Here is a 19,804-nt window from a genome sequence, read left to right on the forward strand (position 1 = left end):
TCAATAATTAAAACATGGCAGGCAACTCATTCGGACAACTATTTCGCATCACCACTTTTGGGGAATCTCATGGCGTGGCCATTGGGGTAATTATTGATGGCTGTCCGGCGCAATTGGATATCGACATGGATTTTATTCAATCAGAATTGGATAAACGCAAACCTGGTCAATCGAAAATTACTACCCAGAGAAAAGAAAGCGATACCGTTCAAATTTTATCGGGTGTTTTCGAGGGCAAAAGTACAGGAACGCCGATTGCCTTGTTAATTCCTAACGAAGACCAACGTTCTAAAGATTACGGACACAATGTGGATGTTTACCGCCCGAGCCATGCCGATTACGTTTATGATGCAAAATATGGCATCCGCGACCATCGAGGTGGCGGCCGTTCATCGGCCCGCGAAACCGCTGCTCGTGTGGCTGCAGGTGCAATTGCGAAACTATTTTTAAAGCAACAAGGCATTGAGATTTTTGCTCATGTAACTTCAGTTGGAACCATTGAAGCGCCAAACTTAGAAAGTAACGATTTATCAGCTTTGCTTGATATCAGGGAAGAAAATATTGTTCGTTGTGCTGACCCAGCAACTGCGCATGAAATGATTGAATTTATAGATTCTGTAAGAAAAGATGGCGATACCGTTGGTGGTAAAATCGGCTGTGTAATTAAAGGTTGTCCGGCGGGTTTAGGTGAACCTGTTTTTGATAAATTACATGCAGATTTAGGTAAAGCGATGTTAAGCATAAACGCAGTTCACGGTTTTGAATATGGTTCTGGTTTTGCAGGTAGTGAATTAAGAGGCTCTCAACATAATGATATTCCTCAACCAAAAGCAGCAGATGCTAAAGTTTTTAAAACCACAACAAATTTTGCTGGAGGTATTTTAGGAGGCATTTCCAATGGAATGGACATTACTTTTAAAGTGGCTTTTAAACCTGTTGCTACGATTATGCATAATCAGCAAACGATTAATGCAGCGGGCGAGGCCTCAGAAATTAAAGGCAAAGGCAGGCACGACCCATGTGTGGTACCAAGAGCAGTTGTAATTGTAGAGGCAATGGCAGCTTTAGTTTTAGCCGACCAGTTTCTAAGAAATAAAGTGAGTATGGTATAAGGCAGTATTTCACTCCAAACTTCCCGATGAAAGTCGAGAAGCTCAGGGTGAAATATTTTTAACCGTCATTTCGAGCGAAGTCGAGAAATCTTTGAATTATATTTAACAATTTTAAAGGTTTCTCCATTCCCGCTACACTCCAGTCGAAATGACGATAGCAAAATAAAAATCATGAAAAAACTACTCCCTATCCTATTCCTCTTTATCAGCTTAAATTCTTTTGCTCAATCCTACTCCGAGCAAATTGCTAAACATCGCGAAAGCTACAAACAGGATTTTATCAAGGAATCTAATTCACCTTTAAAGGCAGATGACTTAAAACATCTTCATTTCTACAATGCTGACAGCACATATAGAGTTTTGGCTGAAGTCGAAATTTTAAAAAATGAAAAGATCTTCAAAATGCCAACCTATGCAGGTACAAGTAGCGATTATTTTAGATTTGCAAAAATCAAGTTCAAATTAAAAGATAAAGTGCTCATTATGACGCTCTATAAAAGTGTATCTCTGTCTGCAAATCCTGTTTACAAAGATCACTTATTTTTGCCCTTTACTGATGAAACTAATAGTGTGGAAACCTACGGCGGGGGTAGGTATATTGATTTAAGTTCAAAAGAAATCGTGGATAATAAGATTGAAGTTGATTTCAACAAAGCTTACAATCCGTATTGTGCATATAGTGATGGTTATCGTTGCCCAGTTCCACCAGAAGAAAATGATTTGACGTTAGAAATTAAATCTGGGGAACTAATATTTAGTGGTCAAAAAAAACATCAGTAGTAGTATATCAAAGACAGAAATTATAAGGTAAATACTAAGTGTTGTCTTAAAATGCGTATTTTGCAATAAAGTTCGAAACATTAATTATAAATACTTGTTTCTTACTCTAAATAAATTCTATCCCTAAATGACTTACAGCTGTTTAATCGTTGATGATAACGAAATTGAAAGAGATGCGATAACAATGCATCTGAAAAAGATTCCCTCATTAAATATTATAGCTGTTTGCACCAACGGTATAGAGGCCGCTCAAATCCTTTCAACCACAAGTATTGATATTGTTTTTTCGGATATCGACATGCCTGAGTTATCGGGTATGGAATTGTTAAAAACATTAAAAAATCAAACTCAATTTATTTTCATAACATCTTTTAGTGAATATGCTGCAGAGAGCTTTAATCTCGATGCTATAGATTTCATAGTAAAACCAGCAACTTTCGAACGCATTTTAAAAGCAACTAATAAAGCAATGGAATATATCGAGTTAAAAAAAAGGGTAGAAAAATTACCACTTGAAGATTTAACGTTCGATAATGAAATAAAGGATGACTACTTTTTCTTTAGAGAAACCAAGGGCATTACAAAATTAAAATATGATGATGTAATCTACATAGAAAGTATGGGCGACTTTTCTAAACTATTTACAAGTAACGATAAACATGTTATTTTAGTAAGTTTAAAGAATTTAGAAAAACAATTGCCCTCTAAAATTTTCAAAAGGGTGCACAAGCAATATATTATAAACGTTAATCATATCGCTACCTTAACTAATCACGAGGTTCATTTAAATCATAAGTTTGTGGTACCAATAAGTGCCGCCAATAGACAAGAATTACTAGAAAAATCTATAGATAAGAAAATACTTTCTAGGTTTTTAAAGTAGCTATTTCTTCAACAAAATCTTAAAATGACTTCCAACCTTATCATTAAGATTAGCAGATATTTTCCCATCCATTAGGCCAATAAAAGTTCTACAGAGCAATAAACCTAGTCCAGTACCTTTTTCTTTATTTGTTCCTGGCGTGCTTACCCCAGCTCCAAGATACCCAGGCTTATTAAAGTGTGCAATTTGAGTTGGCGTTAAACCTAATCCAGTATCTGCAATTTTAATTTCAACACATTGCTTTAAATCTGAGGCTTCAATTGCTATTTTACCGCCTAAAGGAGTGAATTTTATTGCATTATTAACCAAATTACGAACCACGAGGGTAAGCATATTAGCATCTGCCTTGCACATGGTAGTTTTAGGTATTGCATTAGAGATAGTAATATCTTTTTGATCTGCAATATCTTGTATCGAATTAACTACATCAGACACCAAATCATGAGCATTAAGCGATTCTAAATATGGATTAAAGCCCTGCATTTGGCTCGCAGCCCAATTGAGTAAATTCTCCATCATTGTGGAGGTATAAGTAAGGTTATTTTTTAGGGATGCTGCATAACGACCGAGCTTTTCCTGATCGATGTCGCCACCTTCAAGCAACTGTATAAACGAGATTAAAGAGTTTACAGGCGTTCTCATATCGTGACTAACCACACTAAAAATTCGATCCTTTACCCTACCGAGTTGTTCTAATTCACGTTTTTGATTGCTAATAATCCTATTTAATCGAGTTGTTTTTCGCTGATTAAAAAAAATTACTATCGCTATTACCAAAACTAATATTGTAGCAGTGGTTAAGAATAGCTTCACCCGCCAATCGAACTTAATTTGCTGGTCTTGTTTCGATATCTGCTTATCCTTTTCAGAAGCTTCCAGTTTTGCCAATGTATTTTGATTCTGAAAATTGCTCTCCTGTGCCAATCGTTGTAAATCAAGATCGAGTTTAGCCTTTTCAAAAGTAAGTTGATCTAGTTTTTTCTCCTTATCAATTAATTTTAATTGCTGGCTTCGTAAAACAAGTTCCTGTTCTTGCCTAGTTAGCTCGCTCTGAGTAATTTTCTGCTTCAATAAATAATCTCGCTCCTTTATACTGAAATCCAATTGCATCTGTTTTCTGGTAATTTCCCTTTCCTTTTCCTGATCAAAAATTTTATCTCTTGCAGTGATGTATTGCCTATAATAATTTAAGGATTTATTATAATCCCCCTGCTTTTCATAAGCTTTACTTAAACTTAAAGCAGCTTGTTTCTCTGTTTCTAACAACTTATTTTCTTGGGTAATTTTCAAACTGCTATTCAATAAATCTATAGCGTTGTTTAAATTATTTTCTTTTTGATAAAAATTTCCTAGTGCGTAAAGGCTCGATGCATAAGAATCTTGATCTTCCCTATCTTTACTCATTTCTACCGATTTTTGATAAGATTTTAAGGCAGCATCCTTTTGTCCGATGGAGCTGTAAAGATTTCCTAAATCTCGCTTATTGCTCACAATTAAACCTATATCGCCAATGGTTTCAGCTATTTTAAGCGATTTATTGAAATACATTAATGCCAAATTTTTCTTCTGACTTGGCAGCACATTCATTTCCGCAAGCTCTTTATCAGATGCCTCGAAATAATTAGAACCAATTAAGCTATAAACTACAGCAACACCTCTTGTATTTTCACCATCTTTTAAGAATATTTTTAAGGCCATATTCATATAAACCAACGCCTGGCTCTGGTTTCCTAAATTTTGATAAATGGTTGAAACATTGGTATAACAGCTCGCCATGTCAACTTCATTATCCAACCGCTCATAAATCAATATTGCTTTTTGGTTAACCTCCAAAGATTTTACATAATCGGGAATGCTGCTATATAAGGCTCCCATATTTAAATATGTACCAGCAATCATATCAAGGTTTCCGACAGCAGAAAAATCGATTACGGCCTGAAGATAATTTTCTTCGGCTTTGATGTAATTACCTCTTCCATGATAAACTAATGCTTTTCGATAATAAGCAAACGCAGAAAATTTCTTAAGGTTTTTTTCATGTGCTAGCTGAATCGTTTTTCCTATGTATTCTTCAGCTAAATCAATCTTTCTTTGCCCTAAATATTGGCGATAAACTTGCTCTAAAATTTTAATTTTGACCGAGTCCTGTTTTAAATAATTTCGGTTGAGTACCAAAACACTATCCAATTTTTTTTGAGAGGATACATACTGACTAAAACAGGGCGATATTGAAATTGTGGTAAAAAGAATTAACACCCATGTCCTTAAAAAGGATAAATGGCAATGTGAACTAGGTCCAAAGGCAAATAACCTCACCATTAATCAATTAATGATTTTTGTAAATCAAAAAAGAATGACAATATAATTTTTCGTGAAACGTAATGTTTCACATGGGACATAAATTGAGGCATAAGACACACTAATAGGGATAATGTATAAATGTATATAAAAATTCGATTACTATGTAACCGTATTTTTACCCTTATGTAAATTCTTTATTTTTTTTAATGTCTTGTAAATATTTTGAATACTTATCGCCCTGTAGCCATTAATAAATGGGTGGGAATTTTACAGGATTTGCATCATGCATCATTTGATAAATCGTCTCAATTACATCATCTACAGATGGCTTGCTGAAATAATCGCCATCTGAGCCAAATGGTGGTCTGTGTGCTTTTGCCGAGAGTGTTCTTGGCTGACCATCTAAATAAAAATATCCTTTTTGTTCTTCTATTATTTTTTGGAGGATGTATGCCGATGCACCTCCTGGAACATCCTCATCCACAACCAAAAGTTTATTGGTTTTTGCTAGAGATGCTGAACAAACTTTTGTAATGTCGAAAGGTAAAAGGGTCTGTGGATCAACAATCTCAACAGAAATTCCTAATAAGGCTAACTCTTCCGCTGCTTCTTGAACAATTCTTAATGATGATCCGTAAGAAACAACTGTAATATCAGTACCTTCTTCCAAAACTTCAGCCCTACCCAATTGAACCGTAAACTCACCAACATTTGTAGGTAATTTTTCTTTTAGGCGATATCCATTAAGACACTCGATTACAACAGCGGGTTCATCTGCCCTAAAAAGTGTATTGTACATGCCTGCAGCTTGGGTCATGTTTCGAGGCACACACAAATGTAATCCCCTTAAAGAGCCCAACAACATGCTGATTGGCGAACCCGAATGCCAAATACCCTCAAGCCTGTGTCCACGTGTACGAACAATTACTGGTGCTTTTTGAATTCCTTTTGTACGATATGAAAGTGAGGCCAAATCATCACTCAAAACATTTAATGCAAAAATTAAATAATCAAGGTATTGAATTTCGGCAATTGGTTTCAATCCACGCATGGCTAAACCAATACCCTGCCCCATTATAGTCATCTCGCGAATACCGGTATCGGTAATTCTAAGTTCCCCATATTTCGCCTGTAAGCCCGCAAAACCTTGATTAACATCGCCAATATTTCCTAAATCTTCGCCAAATGCGACCAAGCGCTGATCGCGAGCAAAGTTTTCGTTGAAACAAGCATTAAGAACTTCTCTACCATCAACCATTTTCGATAGATCATCGTAAGCCGCATCAACTACAGGGATCATATTAGGGCTTTCAACGCCACCAGTATGCAGTTTCGAATTGTACCTATCGTGATTAAGCTCCCTGTTTTTTTTATACCAAGCCAACAATGCATTGCGTTCTGGAGAATCAAAATTAACCGATAAACGTATGGCTTTGCGGGCAGCAGTAAACACTTCTCTACGTTGGGCATCTGCTGTAGAAGAGAGGCTCGCAGAAATTTTCGCTATTTCTGGTTGATGTTTTGCGACTCCATTAATTAGATCGATAATCTCTTTTTGCTCGGGTTTTATATCATCCAAAAATTCGTTCCAAGCTTCTTTTTGTGCATTACGAACAAATATTTTTGCTTTTTTTTCAATTTCTAAAATCTCATCTTCCGTTGCAATTGCCGATTCTAGCATCCACTCCCGCATTTTTAAAATGCAATCGTGTTCAGTTTCCCAGGCTAAACGATCTTTAGATTTATATCGTTCGTGAGAACCTGACGTAGAATGACCTTGTGGCTGAGTGAGCTCAATAACATGAATTAGAACGGGAACATGTTCATCTCTGCAAACATTTATTGCTTTTTCATAAACTTCGCACAAAGCGGGATAATCCCAACCTTTAACCTTATAAATTTCGTAGCCGGCATTTTTTTCATCGCGTTGGAAACCTTTCAAAACTTCAGAAATATCTTCCTTTGTGGTTTGATATTTCGCTGGCACAGAAATCCCATAAGCATCATCCCAAATGGAAACCGCCATTGGAATTTGCAAAACGCCGGCAGCATTTATTGCTTCGAAAAACACCCCTTCTGATGTTGATGCATTGCCAATTGTACCAAAAGCAACTTCGTTACCATTAACAGAAAAATTCTTTAAATATGACAGTTCCTTATTTTCCCTAAACAATTTAGAGGCATAAGCCAACCCTACCAAACGAGCCATTTGTCCACCAGTTGGGGAAATATCTGATGAGCAATTTTTTATTTGTGTTAAATCATTCCAACTTCCATCCTCGTTAATAGATTTTGTAGCAAAATGGCAATTCATTTGTCGCCCGCCAGAAAATGGATCTGCCCCATTTGAGGGATTTGCGTATAATTGGGCAAAAAATTCCTTAATTGTAGAAATACCTGTGGCAAAAGCAAAGGTTTGATCTCGATAATAACCCGAGCGCCAATCTCCATTCTTAAATGCTTTGGCCATTGCAACCTGAGGAACCTCTTTACCATCTCCAAAAATGCCAAATTTAGCCTTACCTGTTAATACCTCCCTACGGCCTAAAACACTGGCCTGCCTACTTTCAAAGGCAATTTTGTAGTCGTTTATAACGATAGATTTAAAATCGTTGAAACTTAATTCAGAAGCATCAATAGAGTTGGTTATAAATTTTTCATTCTGCGTCATAATCAAATATTGGTTGTGGCAAATATATACAAAATTAAAAGTTTGCCTTTATCCTCTTATGTAAAATTATATATGGGTTAATAAAATATAAGTGGAATAGTTTTTGTTTTAGAATGAAAACATTAAATTTGTTTTAGAAATTTTAAAAAATAAATACAATCACATAACATGAAAAAGATCTTAGTATTATTCGCTTTTGTTTTAGGCTTCGGTATTGTTGCTAATGCACAAACCGCAGCTAAACCTGCAGAGTTTAAATTTGAATCTGAAACACACGATTTCGGTAAAATTGTTTTAAACAAACCAGTAACTTTCGATTTTAAATACACCAATATTGGTGAAGAGCCTTTAATTATTACCAAGGCTGAGGCAAGTTGCGGATGTACAGTTCCAAAATACACTTCTACTCCATTGAAAAAAGGTGAAACTGGTGTAATTTCAGTAACATTTAATGCGGCGGCTGGTCCATCGACTTTCTCGAAAGCAGTAACCATTACATCAAATGCTAAAACACCAATTAAAGTGCTTTACATTAAGGGTGAAACTGTTGCAGCAGTATCAAAATAATTTTTAAACGATAATATTAAAAAAGTCCCGATTTTCATCGGGACTTTTTTATTTTTGTACCATGCCAAAAATTTCACAAAAAGGCTTGCAGATGCCTGCTTCGCCAATCAGAAAGTTAACGCCATTTGCAGATAAAGCTAAACAAGATGGTAAAAAGGTTTTCCATTTAAATATAGGTCAACCTGATATTGAAACTCCAGAGGGCATGTTAAATGCGATCAAAAATATCGATTTTGATGTTTGGGCATACACGCCATCTGAAGGAACCCTTGCTTACCGTTTAAAGCTGACAGAATACTACAATAAACTGGGATACAATATTAAACCAGAAAATATATTGGTAACTGTCGGTGGTTCTGAAGCCATTACAATTGCTATGCAAACCTGTGTAAATGAGGGTGATGAAATAATTATTCCAGAGCCATTTTATGCAAATTACAACGGCTTTGCTTGTATGAGCAACGTTGTGGTTAAGCCAATTCTATCCTACATAGAAAATGGTTTTGCCTTGCCTCCTATTGCTGAGTTTGAGAAATTGATTACCGATAAAACCAAAGCCATCATTATTTGCAACCCTAACAATCCGACAGGTTATTTATATTCGAAAGAAGAGCTTGAAGCGTTAAAAACGTTATGCTTGAAATACGATTTATTCTTATTCTCTGATGAGGCCTACCGTGAATTCTGTTACGATGGCAGGGAATTTATTTCTCCAATGTTCTTAGATGGATTAGATGAAAACGTGGTGATTATGGATACAGTTTCAAAACGTTATAGTGCTTGTGGTGCTCGTTTAGGCTGTTTAATCACTAAAAATAAGGAGGTTATTGCTTCAGGTTTAAAGTTTGCACAAGCTAGATTAAGCCCAGGAATGGTTGAACAAATTGCTGGTGCCGCAGCAGTAGATACGCCAGATAGCTACTTCGAAAAAGTAAATAAGGAATATACGTTGCGTAGAGATACATTGGTGAGCCGTCTAAATAATATTGATGGCGTTTTTTGTCCTAATCCTGGTGGTGCATTTTATGTGGTGGCTAAGTTCCCGATAGATGATGCTGATAAATTTTGCCAATGGATGTTGGAAGATTTTAGCCATAATAACCAAACGGTAATGATGGCGCCAGCAACTGGCTTCTATTCTACCCCGGGATCGGGGAAAAACGAAGTCCGGATGGCTTATGTTTTAAATACAGATGATTTAAATGCATCGATGGATTGCCTAGAAATAGCTTTACAGCAATATCCCGGCAAATAAGGTTAAGTGTTAAACTGTTTAAATTGGTTAATTGCTTTAAGTACATGGACAGTTAACCGATTTAAACAATTAACCATTTTTTTTGTATATTTGCTGTTCTATTTTGCAATTGATAATTGATAATTGATAATTGATAATTGATAATTGATAATTGATAATTGCAAACTGAAAATTGGGGCCGTTCTTGGATTTGACGGGGTGGCGAAAGTTATGTTAGCATGCAGTGCGTTGTTCGGAGAGCACTTAAAGTGAACGATCACATTTTAGTTGGCGAAAATACTTACGCCTTAGCTGCTTAGTTTAGAACTAACTAGCTTTTGTCCCTCTAACTGCTGCATTGTTGGGTTAGAATCCGGGGCATCGAAACAACGAAGCTGGCTTAAAGGAGATATGACTTTGAGTGAGATAAAGTATCTAAGGATTTAAATAAGGTCGGTTTTCAGCCCGTTTATTTCCCGAAAATCAATTGAAAAATAAGCATGTAGAAGGTATAATTTATCTCACAACTGGACAAGGGTTCGACTCCCTTCGGCTCCACAGATCCTTAAAAGAATCCGCGAAATTTCAATAATCTCGCGGATTTTTTTTCATGGCGAATCTCCTTTTATCTCAAAATTTATTGCACCCACTCATCAAAAAAATGATTTTATCAGTTGATGATGCCTTTTGTATAGGCAAAACGCATTAAGACAGCAGTATTTCTAGCGCCTGTTTTATCGATAAGACTTTGGCGATGCCCTTCCACAGTGCGGCGGGATATAAACAGTTTATCAGCCATTTCCGCATTTGTAAGTCCTTGCCCTATGAGTTGAAGAATTTCGACCTCACGGGTAGAAAACTCTGGCATATTAACTTTAAAAAGTTGAGAATTTTCTGTTTCAACAACTTGATCAATAATTTTTAGTGCCAAAAATGAACATACATAGCGCTCCCCAGCAAGTAATTTAGATACAGCAAAAAAGAGTTCATTGGAATCGACAGATTTGGTAAGAAAACCACTGGCACCTGCGGAAATGGCCTGATATAAATGCGCTTGATCATCTAGCATGGACATAATTAATACTGGTATGCGGCATTGTTTTTCCCTTAGGGTTCTCAACATCGTTATCCCATCCATAACTGGCATGGTAATATCTGAAATTATTAAATCTATCTGTATTCCATTTTCTATTGCAGTAATTACCTCTTGGCCATTTCCAGCATCCGAAATAACCTTGTAGTGATTGGTAGATTCAAGAAGCATTTTAAGTCCGCTCCTAATGACCTTATGATCGTCAGCTATAAAAATATTTTTCATTTTGATTAGGCGTGATCAAGGCAAGTTTGGTTTGTTTCTCGAGAGAGTCAGGCACAGTCAGAACATTCCCGATTACGGAAAGTTTTGTTTATATTTATGGAAGCAATTTTCGAGTATTAATACACAACCGGGCACGGCTTTTTGCCCGGTGTGTAACATTTAGAAACCTAATTTTTCTCCTCATAATCGCTCCATTGAGCTATCCCATCGGGTTCTGCAGCCTTTACTTCTGCACTTTTCTCTTCACTCATTTTTACATTCAAAGCCTCAGTTTCTTCTAACTCCTCAGCTTTTCGGTCTGGGAGATCGGTCAGTCCAGCTGTTTCCTTAACAAAAGCTATAGGATCTTCCACAAAATCCCAGTTTTTGCCCATACCTGGCATTTCGCCTTGGTTCCATGGACCAGTAAATGGATTTTCTGGAGACATATTAAAGTATTGCTGGGTAAATCTTGGATCTGCTTGCAATACGCCAGGAGGAAAGTTGGGGCTAATGGTATCTAAAGCTGCTTCAAACATTTTGTAATGGGCAACTTCTCGGGTCATTAGAAAAGAAAGTGTTTCTTTCACATAAGGATCATCTGTAAACTTCATCAGGTGCTCATAAACTAACTTTGCCCTTGATTCTGAAGCCAAATTACTGCGTAAATCTACTGTAAGATCGCCATTGGAATGAATATAAGATGCACACCATGGAATACCCTGACTATTTGCAAGTCTTGGCCCACCACTGCTCAACATTACAAAGTGAGGATTTGCAGATAATGCAGCATGAATAATATTTTCCTTTGCAGCCTTACCATCAAGCACCTGCATAATTTCCGATGCATCGGCTGCATCTTTTAATTCTCCATTAACGCCCTTTAATAGCATCTGTATGGTTGCGCCAATAATTTCAAGGTGGCTAAACTCTTCCGTAGCGATATCCATTAACATATCATATTTATCTGGATGCGGCTGCTTGGCACCAAATGCCTGTGTAAAGTATTGCATGGCTGCTGCGAGCTCGCCATTTTCTCCGCCAAACTGTTCTAAAAGAATGTTTGCGAATACTGGATCTGGCCTGGAAACCCTTGCGTTAAACTGTAAATCTTTTGAATGATGAAACATAAGCTTTTTGTTTTGTTAGTAATTAGGATGATGAAGATTATTTGTAATCTTCAGCATAAACACATGAAAAAAGATTGATTGGTTTTCATTATAAAAAAAACAGGTATTTTAAATTTAAGCACGTAACCAACTACATCAATTACCTATATTTTAGTGTTATTTAAACTTTAAGCCAGAATACCAGCAAGCACCAGTTGCCACTGCGCAAACGACATTCCATCCGCACTGCCATTTTTATAGACCACATTTCGAGATTTATCTAACATCCCATCTGGAACTGTATTAGCGACTTCATTACGTCCATATATTCCAGCGGTTAATACATTTCCTCGCCTAAAAACCATAAACGTGGAAGTCGCCCGATTTGTAAAAAAGTGGGCTACACTCCCACCGATCTCACCCGGAACCTTACAGGGCCGAGCAACAAAAAGTGTAAATTCTACATCAGTTTCATGTTGAGAATAACATTCCATGTGCTCTATACAAACCCAATAGCATTTGCCCTCGCTCGCAACCGCTCCAGAAACATCAATACGTATATAGTCGCTTTCCTTGGCGGTGTGATGATGTGAATTTCCATTTCGATCGAATAATTCGAAGTAGGTTGTATCAATACCTGAGATTTTATGCCAAGCATTTACATCTAGTAGTTTTACCATGGCTAGGTGATATGCTTCACCAGCAGCTTTTGGGGAAGAAAACAATTTTTCTTGTTCTGCATCGGTTTGCTTACCAATCTGCTGGCTGGGTATTAAGTCTTCCTTTTCCATTTGATTTATATGATCTAAAATCATAGGCGTTGAAGAATTGTTTTAATATTCTTGTAATAGGCTCAATTCACGTATCGAACACTTTCTGCGCTAAATACCTGCCAAAAAATGGTAAACTACCCGTTTCAATTAAACTGAAAACCATTTGTACCGCGTGTAAGTTTTTAGCATATCAATTAAAAAACAAAAACTAAAAAAAGTAAGATATGGCAACTACAACAAAAACGGCTAGTAAACCAGCTAGCAAAGCAACTTCGACAAAAACATCAGCAAAAAAAACAGCAACGGTAACAAATGCCAAAATAGAACCATCAGAATTTCATGAATTCTTTGTAGATGAGTTAAAAGATATTTACTGGGCTGAAAAACATTTGGTTAAAGCGCTTCCGAAAATGAAAAAGGCAGCGACTAGTCCAGAGCTTGCTGCAGCTTTTGAAAAACACACACAGGAAACACAGCAACACATTGAAACTTTAGAACAGGTTTTCGGTCTGTTAGATGAAAAACCTGCTGCAAAAAAATGTGATGCTATGGCTGGCTTATTGGAAGAAGCAAACGGCATCATTGAAGATACAGATGCAGGAACAATGATCCGTGATGCGGGATTAATTCTTGCAGCGCAAAAAGTAGAACACTACGAAATCGCTACCTACGGTACTTTGAGAGTTTTCGCAGAGAACATGGATCGCTCTGATGTAGCTGAACTATTGGCTCAAACACTTGAAAACGAAAAAGCTACAGACGTTGCACTTACAGAATGTGCGGTAAGCTTTGTAAATCAAGCTGCTACAAACGAGTAAGAATACGATATCAATATCTCTACGAAAAGGCCCAAAAACTGGGCCTTTTCGTATAATGATCTTATCTGAAGAATGTGATATAAGTACGGCTTCTGATCTAAAATACCCAAAAAATCTCATGGAAAAGCAAAAGGAATATGATTATTTAATAATTGGAAGTGGTTTATTCGGAGCCGTTTTTGCGCATGAGGCGACTAAATTGGGCAAGAAATGTTTGGTAATCGATAAGAGAAATCATGCAGGTGGCAATGTATATTGCAAAAATATCGAAGGTATAAATGTACATCAGTACGGTGCACATATTTTTCATACAAACGATAAGCACATTTGGGATTATGTTAATTCATTTGTAGAATTTAATAGATATACCAATAGTCCAATTGCCAATTATAAAGGGGAAATATTCAATTTACCTTTTAACATGAATACTTTCTATCAGCTCTGGGGTGTAAGAACTCCAGCGGAAGCAAAAGCAAAAATTAGCGCTCAAATTAACGCTGTTAGTGGTTTAGCCACAAACGTAGAAGAGCAAGCTCTATCTTTAGTGGGAAAGGATATTTATGAAAAGTTGATTAAAGGATATACTGAAAAACAATGGGGCAGATCGGCTAAGGATTTGCCTGCATTCATCATCAAAAGACTACCGGTACGATATACTTACGATAATAATTATTTTAATGATAAGTACCAAGGCATTCCAATTGGCGGATATAATAAACTGATAGATGCGCTTTTGCATAATATTGAAGTTAAACTTGATACCGATTTTTTTGTCGATCGAGATAAATGGTCATCAATGGCAGAGCATATCGTATTCACAGGAAATATAGATCAGTTTTACGATTTTAGATACGGAAAGCTTGAATACCGCAGTTTGAGATTCGAACATCAGGTTTATGACGAGTACAATCATCAGGGAAACGCTGTAGTTAATTATACTGAACGGGAAATTCCATATACAAGAAGCATAGAACATAAGCATTTCGAATTCGGAAATCAAGACAAAACGGTTGTAACAAAGGAGTTTCCTGAAGAATGGAAGCCAGGAAAAGAAGCATATTACCCAATAAATGATCAGCATAACGACCAGCTGTTTAGCCAGTATAAAGCGTTATGCGAAAAGGAGGAGCGTGTAATATTTGGAGGTAGATTGGCAACTTACAAATATTATGATATGCATCAAATCATCGCATCGGCTTTAACAACCGTTAGAAAACATTTTAAAGAGGCAGTACAAGTTTAACATTTACCCTAAATCATATATGAAAATAGAACAATTTGGTTTACCCAATAATTTATTGTGTTTCTCACACCTGCGATGGGATTTTGTTTTTCAACGTCCACAACATCTCATGAGCCGTTTTGCAAAGGAAATTAATGTGTTTTTCTTAGAAGAACCCGTTTATGATTCACCAGCATTACCAACAATTTCGGCTCACAAGAAGAATGACAATCTCACCATTTTAATTCCCCACCTTCCTGCCGAAATGCAACATGAGGATGAGACTTCAATCATGCGATCGCTTCTTAGTCATTTTCTGGATGGAGCTAACCTAAAAGATTGGATTTTTTGGTATTACACTCCAATGTCGCTCCGTTTTTCAGATCATTTCTCTGCAGGGTTGACCGTTTTTGACTGTATGGACGAACTTTCTGCATTCGATTTTGCACCCAAGGATCTTGTAGCATTGGAAATGTCTTTATTAAAAACTGCAGATATTGTTTTCACGGGCGGCCATTCACTACATGAAGTAAAACGTCATCTTCATGATAATATTCACGTATTTCCAAGTAGTATTGATAAGGAACATTTTAGTTTAGCAAGAACACTAAATAACGAACCCGAAGATCAGAAAAATATAAGCGGAATTAAATTGGGTTTTATTGGCGTAATTGATGAACGATTTAATGCTGAATTGATTAGGCAGGTAGCAGAAATGCGCCCTGAATGGCAGCTAATTTTACTAGGACCAATTGTTAAGATTTCTGTAGATTCACTGCCAAGTGGGCCGAATCTTCATTATTTAGGACAAAAGTCTTACGATACACTTCCATCCTATTTATCGGGCTGGAATATAGCATTAATACCCTTTGCAATTAATAATTCTACTCGATTTATTAGTCCTACCAAAACGCCAGAATATTTAGCGGCTGGTCTTCGAGTAGTCTCCACTCCTATTAATGACGTTATCAAGCCCTATGGAATAGAAAGATTGGTCGAAATTGCAGCTAATGCTGATGAATTTATTATTGCTATTGAAAAATATCTTTCAGCAAAAGATAACATCACTTGGTTAAAAAATGTCGATTTGTTTTTAAAAGATAAATCGTGGGACAATACTTTCGAGGATATGAAAAAGAACATGATATGGTCACTTCAGGAAATAAATAAACTGTTGGCGAGCTAATGGGACATAAATCTCCGTTCCAATCGTTTTGGATGGCTGGCTTCGAATGCTCAGATCAGCTAAACCACTATGGAAACCGTGTGGATTTACTAACCATTACGGGTCATTTAGACAACCTAGTTAGTGATTATAAATTATTAACAGACTTTGGAATTTCAACTGTAAGAGAGGGTATTAGATGGAGCCAAGTAGAAAAAACACCATACGTTTATGATTTTTCAGTAGTAGAAAAAATGATGGCCGCAGCAAAGTCGACAGGTATTCAGCAAATTTGGGATATCTGCCATTTTGGATATCCTGATGACCTTACACCTCTTCATCCACATTTTCAAAATCGTTTTGTGGCAATTTGCAGTGCCTTTGCAAATTTCCACAAAACGCATTGCCCAGATCAGCAATTGATTGTTACGCCAATTAATGAAGTTGGCTTTATCTCCTGGCTAGGCGGAGATCATGCCAGCACTACGCCTTATGCCAGAGGTATGGGTTGGGATGTAAAGTATTGTTTGGTGAGGGCGTACATTAATGCCATTAAGGCAATGAAACAAATTAATCCAACCATCTTAATCATGACTACTGAGCCCATCGTAAACATTGTACCTGCACTTGATGCAGATATTGAAATGGTAATGCAGGCGGCCGAACAACATGAAGTGCAATTTCAGGCTACAGATATGCTTACAGGTAAGATGTGTCCAGAACTTGGTGGCTCGTTAGAGCTTGTAGATTACATGGGATTCAATTTCTACTATAACAATCAATGGGTGGCTAGCGATTTTTCGGGTTTACCATGGGCAAACCTAGAACCAGATCCAAGATGGAAAGGACTTTCAACATTGTTTTTTGAAGCTTATGAACGCTATGGCAAGCCGATTGTACTTGCCGAAACAAGCCACCCAGGCGAACATCGGCCTAACTGGATAGAATTGATTGCTAAAGAATGTATTAAAGCTGTAATAATGGGAATTCCGCTTGAGGGAATTTGCCTCTATCCAATTATCGATAGGCCAGATTGGGATCATTTACATTATTGGCACCATTCTGGCCTATGGGATGCAGATGCCGATAGTCCACGTCAGCGAAAAATATATACACCTTATGCGGAGGGCATTAAAATGGCTATGAAAAGCTTAAGCATAGCCATGAGTTATACTGATAAGCTTACTCAACTGTAATTTAGATTTTGCATTAATCAGTATATGAATACAAACACCATGTTAATATTCATCATACTACTAATATTTCCAATAACTAAATATGCATGTCCTCAACAAAAAATCTGGTTCGTTATGAGGCACTATCTAAAGTTGAATACCAATTAATTGGATGTGAACGAAGATTCAGCCCATCCCGCTCTACGTGATATAAAATAATTGGAATACTAAAATCTATAAATCGCTCTATCTTTAAGGACAAACTTCCAAGAAAATCTATGCTAGAAATACCTTCTTTGAGATGGACATAAATAACCGTGGGCGTTTTGAACTCAAATCTTTCAATTTTTCCTGGCCATTCGGACTTGATTCGATTAAGGAAGCTAGGAATCTTTACATATTCTTCAATATTTTCCATATATGATAAAGTTTTAATCCATTTAAATGTACCAAAATTTATCCCTTTTAAGAGTAAAGAATCCCTAAGGAACAAGAATTTTACACTAAACTAAAATTCAGATTAAAAAAATGTGGAGAAAACAATTTTTCGTAATTCTATTCTTCCATTACAGCAAAAATATTGCCCGCAGGATCTTTAAACCATGCTACAGTTGGGCCATTACCATGAGATATACCCTTTTCATCAGTCTTGATGTATTCTTCATCATATTTTTCAAAAACGACACCCCTTGCGGTAAGTCCCTCGACAATACTTTCAATATTGGTAATATTAAAATTAAGTATCGTGAAAGTTGCAGGAATATGATTGGGCTTTGGATAAACCATAATGTTATTATTATTAGGAAAATGAATTTCTATTAATCCCATTGGATTATCAACCACTTCCAATTCTAAAATTTCTTGGTAAAATGCTTTTGCTTTGTCCAAATCATCTACTGAAAAGGAACTAAAAACTCTTGAATCTTTTAACATGATCATTATATTTTAGTGAAATTAATTGGGGGCGTTTATAAAGTTATTGATATAATAATAGATTGATCAGGTAATATGAGACAACTTCACGGATCAAACAAGACAATGATTTAGCTTTTCCAGGCGCCTAATAATCGCCTTAAAACAATTATTTCGGCAATGTGGTAGGCATTATGATCTGCTATCTGAAGCGCTTCTCTTAATATAGTTTGGCCATCACCATGCGGAATAGTTTCAAAGAGATTCTTATCCTCCACCAATAAAATAAATTCGCTTAGGTTTTCATTTATCTGTTTTAAGGTTTCATTCCATACGGCTTCATCCTTTGGAGCTGTGGCTTCTGGCCAATATTCATCAGGCCATTTTGGCGATTTGTGATTGGCATCCTTACTAAACTCAAGCATATCCCATTGGGCAATCTTAATATGAGAAACCAACTGCCAAATGCTATAAGGCAATCCATGCGGTCGCTCGCCCAACAAACTAAACGGCAAATCCGCTACAGCATCCTTAAAACCAACATGTGCAGTGCCGCCATTCAGCAAATTTTTTAATTCTGAGATTAAAATATCTTGTTCCATAGTTTTTAAATTAACACTACCAATCTAACAATCATCTTACTGTTAGGTTTTTAAGGATTAAGATAAAACAGCCATTCATTTCGATGATTTATTTTAAATTTGGGCATGAACTTTCCATCTCAATTTCCGATCCTTAATAATTACACTTATTTAAATACGGCCAATTCTGGTATGCTTTCTAATGATTTAGTGGCTTGGAGAAATACCCACGATCAAGATTTCGCAGAAAATGGAAGTGTTTTTAGGTTTGAGAATGGAAAGATCATCAACGATCTCCGCAAGAATGTTTCACAGCTGTTCGGTGCAAAGTTTGAAAATACCTACCTCGTCCAGAATTTTTCTGTTGGGTTTAATATAATTCTCAATGGATTCGATAAAAATCACCGTTTTCTTTTACTTACTGAAGATTATCCATCGGTAAATTATCCCATCACCAGCGGCGGCTTTAAGCATTTTGAAATAGGGATTAACGAACATTTGGAAGAGAATATTTTAAAAGCAATAGCAGAATTTAAGCCTACGGTTTTTGCATTTAGCATGGTGCAATACATCAGCGGTATTAAAATCGATCCGCAATTTATCAAGAAGATTAAGGAAACCTACCCCGATTTACTTCTAATTGGCGATGCAACGCAATTTATGGGTACAGGTGAGTTTGATTTTGCTTCATCAGGATTTGATGCCGTTTTAGGAAGTGGATATAAATGGCTCTTATCAGGTTATGGCAATGGTTATGCTTTTCTTTCTGATCAAATAAAAGCAGAATTTTATAAAGATAGAAAGCAAAATAACTTGCCAACCGCAACATTTTTAACAGGCAGAGATTACCTTTCGCTTTGCTTTGAACCAGGACATTTAGATACTCTAAATTTCGGTTCGATGAACCAAAGCTTGATTTATCTACAATCTTTAGGGTTAGATTTTATCGAAGAAACCATCCAAGCGATAAGTCAAAAGGCAAGAACAGCTTTTCACGATAGAGGTTTGATTAGCGATGAAATGCTGAATAGAAAGGTGCAATCCAATATTATCAGTCTGCCACTAGAAAAGGAAATGGTTGCTAAATTAGAGAGTGCTAAAATTCTATGTTCTGCTCGTGGTGCAGGAACCAGATTTTCTTTCCATTTCTACAATGCGATGGATGATTTGGATAAAATGCTAGCCGTTTTAGATCAAAAGTAAT

The 19,804-nt window shown here is 36.5% G+C and carries 18 protein-coding genes and 1 other RNA gene; 11 read left to right on the plus strand and 8 right to left on the minus strand.

All coding sequences use genetic code 11. From position 1 onward, the window contains the following. The first annotated feature begins 14 nt into the window (after window positions 1–14). The 3 genes from aroC (at window position 15) to EZ449_RS13085 (ending at window position 2,775) form a co-directional block, all read left to right on the plus strand. Window positions 15–1,112, plus strand: coding sequence for a chorismate synthase (gene aroC / locus EZ449_RS13075; RefSeq protein WP_131559456.1), 1,098 nt, complete (start codon window positions 15–17; stop codon window positions 1,110–1,112). Between the two features lie 171 nt (window positions 1,113–1,283). Further along, a complete protein-coding gene (locus EZ449_RS13080) occupies window positions 1,284–1,892 on the plus strand; it encodes a DUF1684 domain-containing protein (protein ID WP_131559458.1) in 609 nt (202 codons plus the stop codon). Window positions 1,893–2,019: 127 nt separating this feature from the next. Further along, a complete protein-coding gene (locus tag EZ449_RS13085) occupies window positions 2,020–2,775 on the plus strand; it encodes a LytR/AlgR family response regulator transcription factor (protein WP_131559460.1) in 756 nt (251 codons plus the stop codon). Here the strand turns inward: EZ449_RS13085 and EZ449_RS13090 are convergent, their stop codons facing one another. Both EZ449_RS13090 and EZ449_RS13095 read right to left on the minus strand, forming a co-directional pair. Beyond that, window positions 2,776–5,094, minus strand: coding sequence for a tetratricopeptide repeat-containing sensor histidine kinase (locus EZ449_RS13090; RefSeq protein ID WP_131559462.1), 2,319 nt, complete (start codon window positions 5,092–5,094; stop codon window positions 2,776–2,778). A gap of 229 nt (window positions 5,095–5,323) precedes the next feature. Continuing rightward, entirely contained in the window at window positions 5,324–7,747 is a 2,424-nt protein-coding gene (locus EZ449_RS13095) for an alpha-ketoacid dehydrogenase subunit alpha/beta (protein ID WP_131559464.1), read from the minus strand. 168 nt (window positions 7,748–7,915) lie between these two features. On the opposite strand from EZ449_RS13095, the gene EZ449_RS13100 reads away from it, so the two are divergent. From EZ449_RS13100 to ssrA, 3 genes are all read left to right on the plus strand, one after another. Further along, a complete protein-coding gene (locus EZ449_RS13100) occupies window positions 7,916–8,314 on the plus strand; it encodes a DUF1573 domain-containing protein (protein ID WP_131559466.1) in 399 nt (132 codons plus the stop codon). A gap of 61 nt (window positions 8,315–8,375) precedes the next feature. Then, complete coding sequence (locus EZ449_RS13105; protein WP_131559468.1) at window positions 8,376–9,569, plus strand: pyridoxal phosphate-dependent aminotransferase; 1,194 nt, start codon at window positions 8,376–8,378, stop codon at window positions 9,567–9,569. A gap of 174 nt (window positions 9,570–9,743) precedes the next feature. Further along, window positions 9,744–10,109: a transfer-messenger RNA gene (ssrA, locus tag EZ449_RS13110) on the plus strand. Window positions 10,110–10,218: 109 nt separating this feature from the next. Here the strand turns inward: ssrA and EZ449_RS13115 are convergent. The 3 genes from EZ449_RS13115 to EZ449_RS13125 all read right to left on the minus strand — a co-directional run bounded on the left by EZ449_RS13115 (window position 10,219) and on the right by EZ449_RS13125 (window position 12,745). Continuing rightward, complete coding sequence (locus tag EZ449_RS13115; protein WP_131559470.1) at window positions 10,219–10,866, minus strand: response regulator transcription factor; 648 nt, start codon at window positions 10,864–10,866, stop codon at window positions 10,219–10,221. A gap of 167 nt (window positions 10,867–11,033) precedes the next feature. Then, entirely contained in the window at window positions 11,034–11,975 is a 942-nt protein-coding gene (locus EZ449_RS13120; protein ID WP_131559472.1) for a manganese catalase family protein, read from the minus strand. A 167-nt stretch (window positions 11,976–12,142) separates the two neighbouring features. After that, window positions 12,143–12,745 carry a hypothetical protein gene (locus tag EZ449_RS13125; RefSeq protein ID WP_131559474.1) on the minus strand — a complete coding sequence of 201 codons (603 nt, stop codon included), beginning with the start codon at window positions 12,743–12,745 and terminating at the stop codon, window positions 12,143–12,145. Window positions 12,746–12,951: 206 nt separating this feature from the next. Between EZ449_RS13125 and EZ449_RS13130 the strand changes: the two genes are divergently transcribed. The 4 genes from EZ449_RS13130 to EZ449_RS13145 all read left to right on the plus strand — a co-directional run bounded on the left by EZ449_RS13130 (window position 12,952) and on the right by EZ449_RS13145 (window position 17,128). Then, on the plus strand, window positions 12,952–13,545 hold the full coding sequence (locus EZ449_RS13130; protein ID WP_131559476.1) for a YciE/YciF ferroxidase family protein: 594 nt from the start codon (window positions 12,952–12,954) through the stop codon (window positions 13,543–13,545). Window positions 13,546–13,663: 118 nt separating this feature from the next. Further along, the gene (gene glf, locus EZ449_RS13135) at window positions 13,664–14,788 is read left to right on the plus strand and encodes a UDP-galactopyranose mutase (RefSeq protein WP_131559478.1); all 1,125 of its coding nucleotides are present in this window, start codon (window positions 13,664–13,666) and stop codon (window positions 14,786–14,788) included. 19 nt (window positions 14,789–14,807) lie between these two features. Beyond that, window positions 14,808–15,953, plus strand: coding sequence for a glycosyltransferase family 1 protein (locus tag EZ449_RS13140; RefSeq protein WP_131559480.1), 1,146 nt, complete (start codon window positions 14,808–14,810; stop codon window positions 15,951–15,953). A gap of 32 nt (window positions 15,954–15,985) precedes the next feature. Beyond that, on the plus strand, window positions 15,986–17,128 hold the full coding sequence (locus tag EZ449_RS13145) for a glycoside hydrolase family 1 protein (RefSeq protein WP_225872311.1): 1,143 nt from the start codon (window positions 15,986–15,988) through the stop codon (window positions 17,126–17,128). Between the two features lie 112 nt (window positions 17,129–17,240). On the opposite strand, the gene EZ449_RS13150 is transcribed toward EZ449_RS13145, so the two are convergent. The 3 genes from EZ449_RS13150 to EZ449_RS13160 form a co-directional block, all read right to left on the minus strand. Further along, entirely contained in the window at window positions 17,241–17,525 is a 285-nt protein-coding gene (locus tag EZ449_RS13150) for a hypothetical protein (protein ID WP_131559484.1), read from the minus strand. A 137-nt stretch (window positions 17,526–17,662) separates the two neighbouring features. Then, the gene (locus EZ449_RS13155) at window positions 17,663–18,040 is read right to left on the minus strand and encodes a VOC family protein (protein WP_131559486.1); all 378 of its coding nucleotides are present in this window, start codon (window positions 18,038–18,040) and stop codon (window positions 17,663–17,665) included. A 110-nt stretch (window positions 18,041–18,150) separates the two neighbouring features. Then, complete coding sequence (locus tag EZ449_RS13160) at window positions 18,151–18,621, minus strand: DinB family protein (RefSeq protein ID WP_131559488.1); 471 nt, start codon at window positions 18,619–18,621, stop codon at window positions 18,151–18,153. 105 nt (window positions 18,622–18,726) lie between these two features. Between EZ449_RS13160 and EZ449_RS13165 the strand changes: the two genes are divergently transcribed. Beyond that, window positions 18,727–19,803 carry an aminotransferase class V-fold PLP-dependent enzyme gene (locus tag EZ449_RS13165; protein ID WP_131559490.1) on the plus strand — a complete coding sequence of 359 codons (1,077 nt, stop codon included), beginning with the start codon at window positions 18,727–18,729 and terminating at the stop codon, window positions 19,801–19,803. The last annotated feature ends 1 nt before the right edge of the window (window position 19,804 follow it).

Source organism: Pedobacter frigidisoli (assembly GCF_004331675.1).
Taxonomy (GTDB): Bacteria; Bacteroidota; Bacteroidia; order Sphingobacteriales; family Sphingobacteriaceae; genus Pedobacter; species Pedobacter frigidisoli.

Excerpts from the sequence above, each read along its gene's own strand:
- aroC (WP_131559456.1), top strand. The coding sequence starts at position 15 with ATGGCAGGCAACTCATTCGGACAACTATTTCGCATCACCACTTTTGGG.
- EZ449_RS13080 (WP_131559458.1), top strand. The coding sequence starts at position 1,284 with ATGAAAAAACTACTCCCTATCCTATTCCTCTTTATCAGCTTAAATTCT.
- EZ449_RS13085 (WP_131559460.1), top strand. The coding sequence starts at position 2,020 with ATGACTTACAGCTGTTTAATCGTTGATGATAACGAAATTGAAAGAGAT.
- EZ449_RS13090 (WP_131559462.1), bottom strand. The coding sequence starts at position 5,094 with ATGGTGAGGTTATTTGCCTTTGGACCTAGTTCACATTGCCATTTATCC.
- EZ449_RS13095 (WP_131559464.1), bottom strand. The coding sequence starts at position 7,747 with ATGACGCAGAATGAAAAATTTATAACCAACTCTATTGATGCTTCTGAA.
- EZ449_RS13100 (WP_131559466.1), top strand. The coding sequence starts at position 7,916 with ATGAAAAAGATCTTAGTATTATTCGCTTTTGTTTTAGGCTTCGGTATT.
- EZ449_RS13105 (WP_131559468.1), top strand. The coding sequence starts at position 8,376 with ATGCCAAAAATTTCACAAAAAGGCTTGCAGATGCCTGCTTCGCCAATC.
- EZ449_RS13115 (WP_131559470.1), bottom strand. The coding sequence starts at position 10,866 with ATGAAAAATATTTTTATAGCTGACGATCATAAGGTCATTAGGAGCGGA.
- EZ449_RS13120 (WP_131559472.1), bottom strand. The coding sequence starts at position 11,975 with ATGTTTCATCATTCAAAAGATTTACAGTTTAACGCAAGGGTTTCCAGG.
- EZ449_RS13125 (WP_131559474.1), bottom strand. The coding sequence starts at position 12,745 with ATGGAAAAGGAAGACTTAATACCCAGCCAGCAGATTGGTAAGCAAACC.
- EZ449_RS13130 (WP_131559476.1), top strand. The coding sequence starts at position 12,952 with ATGGCAACTACAACAAAAACGGCTAGTAAACCAGCTAGCAAAGCAACT.
- glf (WP_131559478.1), top strand. The coding sequence starts at position 13,664 with ATGGAAAAGCAAAAGGAATATGATTATTTAATAATTGGAAGTGGTTTA.
- EZ449_RS13140 (WP_131559480.1), top strand. The coding sequence starts at position 14,808 with ATGAAAATAGAACAATTTGGTTTACCCAATAATTTATTGTGTTTCTCA.
- EZ449_RS13145 (WP_225872311.1), top strand. The coding sequence starts at position 15,986 with ATGGCTGGCTTCGAATGCTCAGATCAGCTAAACCACTATGGAAACCGT.
- EZ449_RS13150 (WP_131559484.1), bottom strand. The coding sequence starts at position 17,525 with ATGGAAAATATTGAAGAATATGTAAAGATTCCTAGCTTCCTTAATCGA.
- EZ449_RS13155 (WP_131559486.1), bottom strand. The coding sequence starts at position 18,040 with ATGTTAAAAGATTCAAGAGTTTTTAGTTCCTTTTCAGTAGATGATTTG.
- EZ449_RS13160 (WP_131559488.1), bottom strand. The coding sequence starts at position 18,621 with ATGGAACAAGATATTTTAATCTCAGAATTAAAAAATTTGCTGAATGGC.
- EZ449_RS13165 (WP_131559490.1), top strand. The coding sequence starts at position 18,727 with ATGAACTTTCCATCTCAATTTCCGATCCTTAATAATTACACTTATTTA.